Origin of the sequence: Streptosporangium becharense (genome assembly GCF_014204985.1) — a bacterium.
In the GTDB taxonomy this organism is placed as follows: Bacteria; Actinomycetota; Actinomycetes; order Streptosporangiales; family Streptosporangiaceae; genus Streptosporangium; species Streptosporangium becharense.
Genome location: NZ_JACHMP010000001.1, coordinates 3,922,366 through 3,935,389 on the forward strand (window position 1 = coordinate 3,922,366; position 13,024 = coordinate 3,935,389).

9 protein-coding genes are annotated in these 13,024 nt (G+C 69.6%); all 9 read right to left on the reverse strand.

What is annotated here, in order from left to right; genetic code table 11:
• Positions 1-78: 78 nt before the first annotated feature.
• Entirely contained in the window at positions 79-669 is a 591-nt protein-coding gene (locus F4562_RS17255; RefSeq protein ID WP_312872139.1) for a DUF3566 domain-containing protein, read from the reverse strand.
• Positions 670-858: 189 nt separating this feature from the next.
• A complete protein-coding gene (gene gyrA, locus F4562_RS17260; RefSeq protein ID WP_184543444.1) occupies positions 859-3,345 on the reverse strand; it encodes a DNA gyrase subunit A in 2,487 nt (828 codons plus the stop codon).
• Positions 3,346-3,365: 20 nt separating this feature from the next.
• On the reverse strand, positions 3,366-5,309 hold the full coding sequence (gene gyrB, locus F4562_RS17265) for a DNA topoisomerase (ATP-hydrolyzing) subunit B (RefSeq protein WP_184543442.1): 1,944 nt from the start codon (positions 5,307-5,309) through the stop codon (positions 3,366-3,368).
• Positions 5,310-5,627: 318 nt separating this feature from the next.
• Complete coding sequence (locus F4562_RS17270) at positions 5,628-6,185, reverse strand: DciA family protein (protein WP_311734079.1); 558 nt, start codon at positions 6,183-6,185, stop codon at positions 5,628-5,630.
• A complete protein-coding gene (gene recF / locus F4562_RS17275; protein WP_184543440.1) occupies positions 6,175-7,350 on the reverse strand; it encodes a DNA replication/repair protein RecF in 1,176 nt (391 codons plus the stop codon). Before recF ends, F4562_RS17270 begins: the two co-directional genes overlap by 11 nt.
• A gap of 66 nt (positions 7,351-7,416) precedes the next feature.
• Positions 7,417-8,358, reverse strand: a complete 942-nt coding sequence (gene gnd / locus F4562_RS17280; RefSeq protein WP_184543438.1) for a phosphogluconate dehydrogenase (NAD(+)-dependent, decarboxylating) — start codon at positions 8,356-8,358, stop codon at positions 7,417-7,419.
• Positions 8,359-8,390: 32 nt separating this feature from the next.
• The gene (locus F4562_RS17285) at positions 8,391-9,224 is read right to left on the reverse strand and encodes a 3-keto-5-aminohexanoate cleavage protein (RefSeq protein ID WP_184543436.1); all 834 of its coding nucleotides are present in this window, start codon (positions 9,222-9,224) and stop codon (positions 8,391-8,393) included.
• Positions 9,224-10,363, reverse strand: coding sequence for a DNA polymerase III subunit beta (gene dnaN / locus F4562_RS17290; protein ID WP_184543434.1), 1,140 nt, complete (start codon positions 10,361-10,363; stop codon positions 9,224-9,226). Before dnaN ends, F4562_RS17285 begins: the two co-directional genes overlap by 1 nt.
• A gap of 559 nt (positions 10,364-10,922) precedes the next feature.
• On the reverse strand, positions 10,923-12,677 hold the full coding sequence (dnaA, locus tag F4562_RS17295) for a chromosomal replication initiator protein DnaA (RefSeq protein ID WP_184543432.1): 1,755 nt from the start codon (positions 12,675-12,677) through the stop codon (positions 10,923-10,925).
• Positions 12,678-13,024: the final 347 nt, after the last annotated feature.

Genomic DNA, 13,024 nt, shown 5'->3' on the forward strand with positions numbered 1-13,024 from the left:
TGGGAAAAGCTTACCCTGTTCCGGCACCTGCTCGCGCCATGTCCCCGCCCGGAAGACTGGGACATGGCGCGGCGTCGGCTACTCGGCCTCGCTGAAGGTGACCTCGATGCCGCCGACCAGGTCGGAGGAGATGTTGTAGATCACCGCACCGAGGGTCGCGAGGGCGGTGATCAGGACGACGTTCACCGCGCCGATCAGGGCGGTGTAGCCCAGGATGCGGACCGGCTCGAACCAGGAGGCGATGTCGATGTCGCTGGTGGGCTTGCCGTCGGCCATCGTGAGCTGGTTGACCGTCTGGATGATGTTGTCGAACACCCCGAGGCTGGACAGCACCATGTAGAGCGCCGCGACCGCGACGAACAGCACCACGAAGCAGACCAGCGCCACCACGAAGCTGAACTTCATGGCCGACCAGGGCTCGATCCTGCGCAGCACCAGGTGCGCCTTGCGCGGCGACCGGGGAGCGGGACCGGAGCCCTTCTTGTCACCGGAGGCGTCCGGCGAGGGCTGGGGTGACGACAGGCTGCCGGGCGACCACGGAGCACGGTTCTGCTCCGTGGCCGGCGCCTGCGCGGAACGCGGCGAAGCCGACGGAGGCGAGGTCGGCTGGGGTGAGGATCCCGGGTGGACCCGCACCGTGGTTTCGGCTTGCTTGTCGTCCGCTGTCACGTTCTTCCTGCCCTTGGAGTCGTCGGATACCGAACCAGCGGCTTCCGGCGCGGGCACGCTACCGTTCACCGGTGACGGGGCCACCTTTACATCCCTGTTCTTAGGGGCCTTGTCCATTTTCTCCGTCACCTTGTCACGTGTCGACGAGGAGGCGGGTTGGGAGCCGGGTTTGCCCTGAGCATTCACCGGCTACTCCCCTTCCCCGTTTCCCTCGTTCTCCAACGCCTCCGCGTTCCGGGCGAGAGCCACGACACTGTCTCCATCCGCGAGATTCATCAGTCGAACCCCCATCGTCTGGCGGCCGGACTGCTTGATCTCCCCAGCACTCGTCCGGATAACCCCCCCGGCGGACGTGATCGCGAAGACCTCGTCCTCCGGCCTGACCATGACGGCACCCACCAGCTTGCCACGAGCACTGACAATCTTGGCGGTCAAAACGCCCTTCCCGCCTCTTCCTTGCACAGGGTACTGATCAGCGGGGGTCCGTTTGGCGTATCCGCCCTCGGTGGCGACCAGGACGTCGTCGCCGTCGGCGATCCGGTTCATGGCCAGGAGCTCGTCGCCGTCCAGGAAACGCATGCCGATCACACCGCTGGTGGCGCGGCCCATCGGACGCAGTGCCTCGTCGGAGGCGGTGAAACGGATGGCCTGGGCCCCGCGGGAGACCAGGAGGAGGTCGTCGTCCTCCGACACGAGCCTGGCCGCGATCACTTCGTCGTCCTCACGCAGGTTGATCGCGATGAGGCCGCCCGTGCGCGGCGAGTCGTACTCGGACAGACGGGTCTTCTTCACCAGGCCGCTGCGGGTGGCCAGCACGAGGTACGGGGCGACCTCGTAGTCGCGCAGGTCGAGGACCTCCATGACGATCTCGTCCGGCTGCATGGCCAGCAGGTTCGCCAGGTGCTGGCCGCGGGCGTCACGCCCGGAGTCGGGCAGCTCGTAGGCCTTGACCCGGTAGACCCGGCCCTTGTTCGTGAAGAACAGCAGCCAGTGGTGGGTCGTGGTGACGAAGAAGTGGTCGACGATGTCGTCCTGGCGCAGCTGCGCTCCCCGGACACCCTTGCCGCCGCGCTTCTGGGAGCGGTAGAGGTCCATGTTGGTGCGCTTGGCGTAACCGCCCCGGGTGATCGTGACGACCATGTCCTCCTCGGCGATGAGGTCTTCGATGGACATGTCGCCCTCGTAGGCGATGATCTCGGTCCGGCGGTCGTCGCCGTACCGCGTCGTGATCTCGGCCAGTTCGTCGGCGATGATGGAGCGCTGCCGCTCCGGCGACGCGAGGATGTCGTTGTAGTCGGCGATCTGGGCGGTCAGCGCGTCGTGCTCGTCGGTGATCTGCTGCCGCTCCAGGGCGGCCAGCTTGCGCAGCTGCATGTCCAGGATGGCCTGGGCCTGGATCTGGTCGATCTCCAGCAGCGACATGAGGCCGACCTGGGCCTCGGCGGCCGAGGGCGAGCGCCGGATGAGGGCGATCACGTCGTCGAGCCGGTCGAGCGCCTTGAGCAGCGCGCGCAGGATGTGCGCCCGCTCCTCGGCCTTGCGCAGCAGGTAGCGGGTCCGGCGGACGATGACCTCGACCTGGTGGTGGATGTAGTGCCGGACGAACTGGTCGAGCCGGAGCGTCCGCGGCACGCCGTCGACCAGGGCCAGCATGTTGGCGCCGAACGTCGTCTGCAGCTGGGTGTGCTTGTAGAGGTTGTTCAGCACGACCTTGGCCACGGCGTCGCGCTTGAGCACGATGACCAGGCGGCGGCCGATGCGGGCGGAGCTCTCGTCACGGACGTCGGCGATGCCGCTGATCCGGCCGTCCTTGACCAGCTCGGCGATGGTCAGCGCGAGATTGTCCGGGTTGACCTGGTAGGGCAGCTCGGTGACGACCAGGCACTGCCGGCCCTTGTTGTCCTCCTCGACCTCGACGACGGCCCGCATGGTGATCGAGCCGCGGCCGGTGCGGTAGGCGTCGTCGATGCCGCGACGGCCCACGATGAGCGCGCCGGTCGGGAAGTCGGGACCCTTGACCCGGGCGATCAGCGCTTCGAGGAGCTCCTCGTCGGTCGCGTCGGGGTTCTCCAACGCCCACTTCACACCGGCGCCGACCTCGCGCAGGTTGTGCGGCGGGATGTTGGTGGCCATGCCGACCGCGATGCCCGCCGAGCCGTTGACCAGCAGGTTGGGGAAGCGGGACGGCAGGACGTCCGGCTCCTGCGACTTGCCGTCGTAGTTGGGGCTGAAGTCGACGGTTTCCTTGTCGATGTCGCGGAGCATCTCCATGGCGATGGGCGCGAGCTTGCACTCGGTGTATCGCATGGCGGCCGCCGGGTCGTTGCCCGGCGAGCCGAAGTTGCCCTGGCCGTCGACCAGCGGGTAGCGCAGCGACCAGGGCTGTGCCAGGCGCACGACGGCGTCGTAGATCGAACTGTCGCCGTGCGGGTGGTAGGTGCCCATCACGTCGCCGACGATGCGGGCGCACTTGAAGTAGCCGCGGTCGGGACGGTAGCCGCCGTCGTACATCGCGTAGAGGACGCGGCGGTGCACCGGCTTGAGGCCGTCGCGTACGTCCGGCAGCGCGCGGGACACGATGACCGACATCGCGTAGTCCATGTAGCTGCGCTGCATCTCGGACTGGATGTCGACCGGCTCGATGCGATCGACGGGCGGAGTGTTCACTTCCGTCACAGGTGAAAGGTCCTTTTCTCTTACACGTCGAGGAAGCGCACGTCGCGCGCGTTGCGGATGATGAAGGACCGGCGCGCCTCGACGTCCTCGCCCATCAGCACGCTGAACAGGTCGTCGGCCTGGGCCGCGTCATCCAGGGTGACCTGGCGCAGCAGCCTGGTGTCGGGGTTCATCGTGGTCTCCCACAGCTGGGCGGCGTTCATCTCGCCCAGACCCTTGAACCGCTGGATGCCGTCGTGCGAGCGGGGGTCGCGCTTGCCCCGGCCGACGCCGTCGGCGATGATCACGTCGCGCTCGGCGTCGGAGTAGGCGTAGGACGCGTCGTCGCCCTTGCGGTCCCACTTGATCTTGTAGAGCGGCGGGCAGGACAGGTAGACGTGCCCGGCCTCGATCAGCGGACGCATGAAGCGGAACAGCAGCGTCAGCAGCAGCGTCGTGATGTGCTGGCCGTCGACGTCGGCGTCGGCCATCAGGATCAGCTTGTGGTAACGCAGCTTGGCCAGGTCGAACTCGTCGTGGACGCCGGTGCCCATGGCCGTGATCAGCGCCTGGACCTCGTTGTTCTTGAGGACCTTGTCGATGCGGGCCTTCTCGACGTTCAGGATCTTGCCGCGGATCGGCAGGATGGCCTGGAAGCGCGAGTCACGACCGCCCTTGGCCGAGCCGCCCGCCGAGTCGCCCTCGACGATGAACAGCTCGCACTTCTCCGGATCGCTCCACTGGCAGTCGGCCAGCTTGCCGGGCAGGCCGGAACCCGACTCCAGCAGCGACTTGCGCCGGGTCAGGTCGCGGGCCTGGCGGGCCGCGAGCCGGGCACGGGCGGCCTGCAGGGACTTGCTGATGATCTCCTTGGCCTCGCCCGGGTTGCGCTCGAACCAGTCACGCAGGTGGTCGTTGCAGGCCTTCTGGACGAACGACTTGGCCTCGGTGTTGCCGAGCTTGGTCTTGGTCTGGCCCTCGAACTGCGGGTCGGCCAGCTTCACCGAGATGATCGCGGTCAGGCCCTCGCGGATGTCCTCACCGGCGAGGTTGTCGTCCTTGCCCTCCTTGAGGAACCTCTGCTCGCGCGCGTAGCGGTTGACGATGGACGTCAGCGCCGCGCGGAAGCCCTCCTCGTGGGTGCCGCCCTCGGCCGTGTTGATCGTGTTGGCGAAGGTGTAGACCGACTCCGTGTAGGAGCTGTTCCACTGCATGGCGATCTCGACCGCGATGCCCTCGCCCTGCTCCTCGAAGTCGATGACCGACAGGTGGGCCGGCTCCTTCTTGGAGTTGAGGTGCGTGACGAAGTCGGACAGGCCGCCCTCGTAGTGGTAGGTGACCTCTTTGGGCTCGCCGTTGATGTGGTCGGGCCGCTCGTCCCGCAGGGAGATCGTCAGGCCCTTGTTCAGGAAGGCCATCTCCTGGAAGCGGCGCGAGAGGGTCTCGAAGTTCCAGGTGGTGGTCTCGAAGATGGAGCCGTCCGCCCAGAAGGTGATCGAGGTGCCGGTCTCGTCGGTCTCCTCGCCCTTGACCAACGGTCCGGTCGGCTTGGACTCGGAGTAGCTCTGCCGCCAGTGGTGCCCGTCGCGGCGGATCTCCACCTCGAGCTTGGTGGACAGCGCGTTCACCACGGAGACGCCGACGCCGTGCAGGCCGCCGGAGACCGCGTAGGACTTGCTGTCGAACTTGCCGCCGGCGTGCAGCACGGTCAGGACGACCTCGACGGCCGGGCGGCCTTCGGCCTCCACGATGCCGACGGGGATGCCGCGGCCGTTGTCGATGACCCGTACGCCGTTGTCGGCGAGCAGGGTGATCTCGATCCGGTCGGCGTGACCGGCCAGGGCCTCGTCGACGGAGTTGTCCACGACCTCGTAGACGAGGTGGTGGAGACCACGTTCACCGGTTGAGCCGATGTACATACCAGGGCGCTTGCGGACCGCCTCAAGTCCTTCGAGGACGGTGATTGAGCTAGCGTCGTAGGACAAGTGCGAAATCCTCCTGCCGCGGACACGCGGCGAGTACAACGCATTGCCCCGCCGTGCCCGTCACCGTCGTGAATGCCCCGATGCGTTCACCCGGGGGAGTCGGCACGGACGCCGGGGTGACACGCAAACGGACGTGTCCGGAATTCGATTTCATTCTAGCGGGTCAGAACACATCATGTGGCATTGACGGCCCCTGGAACGGCCTGTCGCGCGACGATCATGTTCTTGGGCATCCCCCCACAGGGAGGAGGGTCATGGCCCCAGAGGAGCCGCTGATCCGTTTCTGAGTGATGAGCCGCCCCTACTCGCGGTGACGGATCAGCCGTACGTGTCACCCGGGCCGCGACTCCCGGTCACCCTCAGCCCGCCCCCTGGACGGGGGCCGTTCTGCGGCCCGCGCACCTTGACCAGCCGTACCGTTCCGTCTCCGAGCTCCTCGTTCAGCCGCCTGACGAGGGTTTTCGCCAGCAGGCGCACCTGCGTCGCCCAGGCCGTGGAGTCGGCGACCACCACGACCTCGCCGTCGGCGAACGACTCGGGCCTGGTGTGGGCCGCCATGTCGGGACCGACGATCTGGTGCCAGCGGCCGAAGACCCCGCCCACCGCGACGGGCTGCTCCCAGCCGCGGGCGGCCAGCAGGTCGGTGATGGCCCGGCCGAGGAGCTGGGGGTCGCCCGCGTCGCGTCGTGGCCCGCGGGCCCTGCGCCGGGGCTCGCTGCGCGGCAGCTGTCCCCGTCTGGCGGCGTCGGCCTTGGCCTGGGCCAGCTTCTCCCGGGCGGCGGCCGCCCCCCGGGTCGCGACGCTCGCCGGTGTCCCCACCCCGCCGTCCGGGGCCGCCGCGGCGGCCTCGGACGTTCCGGTCATCTCATCGGACACGGGACACGCCTCCCTCCGTCACGTCGAACCGGGACCCGACCAGCTCGGCCGGGACGTCGTCGGGAACCGCGGCGGTGATCAGCACCTGCTCTGCCGGGGCGACCATCTCGGCCAGGCTGCGCCGGCGCCTGCTGTCGAGTTCGGCGAAGACGTCGTCCAGGACCAGCACCGGGTCGCCGCCGTCGGCGCGGAGCAGGTCGTAGGCGGCCAGCCTGAGCGCCAGCGCGAACGACCACGACTCGCCGTGGCTGGCGTAACCGCGCGCGGGCAGGTCTCCCAGGCCCAGGAACAGGTCGTCGCGGTGCGGGCCGACCAGCGTGACGCCGCGCTCCAACTCGGCGGCGCGCACCTCCAGCAGAGCCGCGCGCAGCGCCTCGGCGAGCGCCGCCCGGTCGGTGCCCTCACCCGCGGGCAGCGTGCCCCGGTACTCCAGGCAGGCGGCGTCGGACCCGGGCGCCAGGGCGGCGTACGAGGCGGCGACCAGCGGACGCAGCGCCTCGACCAGGTCGAGCCTGGCGGCGAGCAGTTCGGCGCCGTGCCGGGCCAGGTGGGCGTCCCACACCTCCAGGGTGCTCAGCGGGTCTCCGGCGCCGGCCGCGGCGAAGGCGGAGTCACTCTCGGCGCGGCGCGGGCTCCGGCCGCCGCCCCGCCTGGCCTGCGCCGCGGTGCGGAGCAGGGCCCCGCGCTGCTTGAGCACCCGCTCGTAGTCGGCGCGGACCCCGGCGAACCGGGGCGTCCTGACCACCAGGAGGTCGTCGAGGAAACGGCGGCGCTCGGCGGGGTCGCCCTTGACCATGGCGAGGTCCTCGGGGGCGAACAGCACCGTGCGGAGCATCCCGGCCACGTCGCGCGGGCGGGGCACCGGCGAGCGGTTCAGCCTGGCCCGGTTGGCCCGGCCGGGGTTGATCTCCAGCTCGATCAGGGCCCGCCGGTCGTCGCGCACCACCACCGAACGGACGATCGCCCGGCTCGCACCCTGCCGGACCAGCGGCCCGTCGTTGGCGACCCGGTGGCTCGACTGCGTGGCCACGTAGCCCAGGGCCTCGACCAGGTTGGTCTTGCCCACCCCGTTGGGACCCACGAACGCCGTGACCCCCGGCTCCATGGCCAGGTCGACGGTTTCGTAGGACCGGAAGTCGGTCAGGGAGAGATGGGCGACATGCACCCCAGGAAGACTAGTCGGCCGTGTCGCGGGCGCGCACGAGGACCGCGCGCCCGGGACACGGCGCGGTCAGCCGGTCGCCTCGGCGGGCGGCTCGACGTCGGCGCCGGGGGCGTCCGCCCCCTTGCCGACCTGGCCCTCCTTCGCGGAGACCGCGTGGCCGCCGAACTGGTTGCGCAGGGCCGCGACGACCTTCATCGCCGGCGAGTCGTCCTGGCGGGAGGCGAACCGGGCGTACAGGGCGGCGGTGATCACCGGCAGCGGGACCGCGTGGTCGACGGCCGCCTGGACCGTCCAGCGGCCCTCGCCGGAGTCTTGCGCGTAGCCCCGCAGCTCCGCCAGCGCCGGGTCCTCGTCCAGTGCGCGGACCAGCAGGTCGAGCAGCCAGGAGCGGATGACCGTGCCGTTGCGCCAGCTCTTGAAGGCACCGGGGACGTCGGTCACGACGTCGGACGCCTCCAGCAGTTCCCAGCCCTCGGCGAATGCCTGCATCATGCCGTACTCGATGCCGTTGTGGACCATCTTGGCGAAGTGGCCCGCGCCGACCGCGCCGGCGTGCACGAAGCCGTCCTGCTCGGGCTTGAGCGTCTCGAAGATCGGCATCAGCCGCTCGATGTCGCCCTTCTCGCCGCCGACCATCAGGGCGTAGCCGTTCTGCAGGCCCCAGACGCCGCCGCTCACCCCGCAGTCGACGAACCCGATGCCCCGGCCGCCGAGCTCGGCGCCGTGCCGCTGGTCGTCCACGTAATGCGAGTTGCCGCCGTCGATCACGATGTCGCCGGCCGACAGCAGGTTGCCGAGCTCCCGGATCGTCGCGTGGGTCGGGTCACCGGCCGGGACCATGACCCACACGGCCCGCGGCGCCTCCAGCCGCTCGACGAGGTCCTTCAGGCTCGCGACGTCGCTGACCCCCGGATCGCGGTCGTAACCGACGACCTCGTGGCCGCCGCGGCGCAGGCGCTCGGCCATGTTGCCGCCCATCTTGCCCAGCCCGACCATGCCGATCTGCATACGAGCACCCCCTTCAGGGTTCCATCATCCACCTATGCCAGGCGTGCCCGCGCTAGCCGTACCAGGTCGGCGTTTCCCCCGACCGGGTCACCCACAGGGCTGTGGAGGACGTCCTCCAGGCCGATGCGCGTGGCCAGTCCAAGCTTCCCCGCCTCGTCCAGGAGAATCCATGCCGGCCCCTCCTCTCCGTGGAGGAGCCGCGGACCGCGGACGTCCCGTTCGGTGAGGCGGTCGAGGACCGCGTGCGCCCGGGGGACGGCGGTGTCGGCGGCGCCGTCGATGATCTCGACGAGAACCCGCGTGCACTCCAGCCCGGTCGCGGCGAGTGCGTCGGCGTCGTCCACGGACCACACCCCGGCCTCCACACCCACTCCGAGCCGTCGCAGATCATGCCACATGTCCGTGAAGCCGGGTTCGGAGAGGTTGACGGAGGCGAAGTCCGGCAGCGCGGCGGGCGGCAGCGCCGCCCACCCCAGGACGGCCTCCCGTCGCGCCGTCACGTCCCCGCCGGTCATCCACAGCCCGGTGCTCACCCCCACCGGGAGCCCCGGGCACGCCCGCCGGACGGCGTGTACCGCCGCCCCGATGTGGACGGCGCTGAGCGACTCGCTCCCGGCCTCGTCACGCGCGTGCAGGTGCACGGCGTCCGCACCCGCCTCACGGGCCTCACGCGCCGCCTCGGCGAGCTGTGGGGGGCTCAGGGGCAGGGCCGGGTGCTCACCGGGCCTCCTGGCGCCGTTGAGCGCCGCCTTGAGCCATGTCCGGCGTCCGCCGGGCCCCGGGGCCGCCGCGGACCGCGGCCCGTCCACACCCTGTGGACGGGCCCGGTCGCCCGGCCCCGGGGCGGGCGTGCGCTCGGCCGGCATCAGCTGGACAGGCGGATGGGCATGATCAGGTAACGGTAGTCGGGGACGTGGCCGTCCTCCACGGGCTTGCCACCGGTGAGGATGGCCGGCTTGGTGGACGTGGTCATCTGCAGGCGCGCCACGTCGGAGTCGATGGCGCCCAGGCCCTCCAGCAGGAACTGGTGGTTGAAAGCGATGTTGATGTCGTCGCCCTCGAAGTCCACGGGCAGCACCTCGACCGCCTGCGCCTCGTCGCCGGTCCCGGCCTCCAGCACGACCTCGTCGCCGCGGAAGGCCATCCGGACCGGGGTGTTGCGCTCGGCGACCAGGGCCACGCGCTTGACGGCCTCGACGAAGGCACCCGTCGGCAGGTCGGCGCGGGCGGAGAACTCGGTCGGCAGCAGGGAGCGGTACTTGGGGAACTCCGGGTCCAGCAGGCGGGTGGTGGTGCGCCGGCCCGCGCTGGAGAAGCCGATCATCCCCTCACCGGTGCCGCCGACGGAGCTCATCGCGATCTCGACCTCGGCCCCGGTACCGCCCAGGGCCTTGGCCGTGTCGGCGAGGGTCTTGCCGGGGATCATCGCGATCGCCGAGAAGTCGGGCTGGCCCGGCTGCCACTTCAGCTCGCGCACGGCCAGCCGGTAGCGGTCGGTCGCGGCGAGGGTGACGGTGTCGCCCTCGATCTCCACGCGCACGCCGGTGAGCATCGGCAGGGTGTCGTCCTTGCCCGCGGCGACGGCGACCTGGCCGACGGCCGAGGCGAACACGTCGCTGCCCACCCGGCCGGCCGCCGGGGGCATGACCGGCAGGGAGGGGTAGTCCTCCACAGGCATGGTCAGCAGTGTGAAGCGCGCGCTGCCACAGGTGACGACGGCCTTGGCGCCTTCCACGACGAAGTCCACCGGCTGCGCGGGGAGCGCCCGGGTGATCTCCGCCAGGAGCTTGCCGGAGACGAGCACGACACCCGGCTCGCCCGTCTGCAGCTCGAGGGTCACCTCCGCGGAGACCTCGTAGTCGAAGCCCGAGAGTTTGAGCTGGCCGCTCTCCGTGACCTCAAGGCGCATGCCGGCGAGCACCGGCACGGAGGGACGCGCCGGCAGGCTGCGCGCCGTCCATGCCACCGCCTCGGCGAGCACGTCTCGTTCGACCCGGAACATCACGTGGATCTGCCTCCTGTGTATCGAGCGCCGTCCGCTCGGTGCCTGGGGTTGAAGTGTTCACTGTCCCGCACATGCGCTCCCCGGGACCCCTCTATGGGTTTTCGGTTTCCCTGTTAGAGAGAGAAGTGGTCATCGTATTAGGGGCGGTGGATACTGTGGAAAACCGTTGTTTCCGCAGCTCAGGTGCCCTGTTTTTGTCCACCGACCCTGTGGGTGGACGGTGTGGACAACTCGGCGGCCTGTGGAGGAGCGCTGGTTTCCCACAGGCCGTCCCCAGATCATGGGTCGTCTATCCACTGGTTATCCACAAGGTTTCCCCAGGTTGTCCACGGGGTAAGAAGTCGTTTTGTCCCTGTGGAAAACTCTTCCCACAGGGCGTCCACAGACTATCCACAGGTTGTCCCCAACTTATCCCCAGGTTCTCCCCAGGGTTATCCCCAGGTGCCGAACAGGGTTCGGACCAGTGCGTTCTCAGATGATCATGGTTGGCTGCCCCCGGCCGCCGGGGAGGGCTGATCCACAAGGTTTTCCACAGCCTGTGTATCACGAAATGAGCAACTCACCCGTTTCGCGACTGCTGCTTGATCCTCGTGGTGAGCTCGTTGACCTGGTTGTAGATCGAGCGGCGCTCGGCCATCAATGAGCGGATCTTGCGGTCGGCGTGCATCACCGTGGTGTGGTCACGACCGCCGAACTGCTGGCCGATCTTCGGCAGCGACATGTCGGTGAGCTCCCGGCACAGATACATGGCGATCTGCCGCGCGGTCACCAGCACCCGCGAGCGCGAGCCGCCGCACAGGTCGTCGATCGACAGGCCGAAATAAGTGGCCGTGGACGCCATGATCGTGGCGACGGTGATCTCCGAACCCGCGTCCTCGGTGATCAGGTCCTTGAGCACGACCTCGGTGAGCTGCAGGTCGACCGACTGCCGGTTGAGGCTGGCGAAGGCGGTCACCCGGATGAGGGCGCCCTCCAGTTCGCGGATGTTGGTGGAGATCCGGCTGGCGATGTACTCCAGCACGTCACCCGGCGCGGCGAGCCCCTCCTGGATCGCCTTCTTGCGGAGGATCGCGATGCGGGTCTCCAGCTCGGGCGGCTGGACGTCGGTGATCAGCCCCCACTCGAACCGGTTGCGCAACCGGTCCTCCAGGGTGACCAGCTGCTTGGGCGCCCGGTCGCTGGAGATGACGATCTGCTTGTTGGAGTTGTGCAGGGTGTTGAACGTGTGGAAGAACTCCTCCTGTGTCTGCTCCTTGCCCTCCAGGAACTGGATGTCGTCCACGAGCAGGATGTCCACGGCCCGGTAACGGCTGCGGAAGTTGTCGGCCTTGTGGTCGCGGATGGAGTTGATGAAGTCGTTGGTGAACTCCTCGGAGCTCACGTACCGCACCCGCGCGCCGTCGTAGAGACTCTGCGCGTAGTGGCCGATCGCGTGCAGCAGGTGGGTCTTGCCCAGGCCGGAGTCGCCGTAGATGAACAGCGGGTTGTACGCCTTGGCGGGCGCCTCGGCCACCGCTACCGCCGCCGCGTGGGCGAAGCGGTTGCTGGAACCGATGACGAAGGTCTCGAAGGTGTACTTCGGATTCAGCCTGGCCGGTTCGCCCTGGGCACGCCCGGCGCGGCCGTCCCATCTGTTCTGCGCGCCGCCCTGGCCCGGTGCCGCGGGTGGTGTGCCGCGGGTGAAGCCGTCGTCGCCCTCCGGGCGAGGCGGGGACGCCTGTGGGGAGTAGCCGCCGCGGCCGAACCCCCGGTCCGGCTCCCCCTGCGGGGAGCCGGCCGCCGGCTCCCCCGGCAGGTACGGCTGCGCGGGCTTGTCGGCCTGCTGGAAGGGATAGGAGAACTGCCGCTCCTGCGGCCCGCGCTGCGGGTAGCCGTCGGACGACGCCCCCGCCTGGCCCGAGCCGGAGTAGGGGGCCGCGGACCCCGCACCGCCGGGGTGCTGGGACGCCGCGGGCTGCGCGTAATCCTGGGAGGAACCACCCGCCTGGGGATATCCCGGCGGGGGAGAGGCGGGGTAGGGGTCCTTCCGGGAGGCGAGCCCCGGCTCCTGGCCCGCCGCGCTGGGGTCGACCATGACCGCCACGCGCATCGGCCGGCCGAACTCCTGGGAGAGCGCGTGGCTGATGAGCGGGAGGAGCTTGTCCTCCAGCACGTCCCTGGCGAAGTCACTCGGCGCGGCGAGCACCACGGTGTCGTTCATGTAGCCGAAGGGCCTGGTCAGGCCGAGCCAGACGCGCTGCTGGGACGGAACGCTCGCGTTCAGGGAGTTCTCCAGTGCCCTTGCCCACACCGCGCTGAGGTCCGTTCCGTCCATGGTCCGGCCCTCCTCCTCCCCGCGGTCTCCGTCTGAGCTCACCGCGATCCGTTTCGTCCGCACCGGCAGCCACCGGGCGCCCCGGATCCCACCGTTGTCCACATGCCGGCGTTCCCGTGGCCCCTTCGGGGCCGTGTGAAATCCACATCGAATCCACAGGGTGTGCACAGCCCTTCCACCCGCGGCCCGACGCGTCCTCGCAGTGGAGGGAGGGTTTGGAAGGGCCGGCGGCAGCCCTGTCCACAGCCTGTGTACAAGACGTTGTCCACAGCCTAGTGGCAGTGCGGAGGGGACAGAGTGCACCTGCTGTGGACGGCGGGGCACCGGTGACGAGGTGCCTGTGGAAA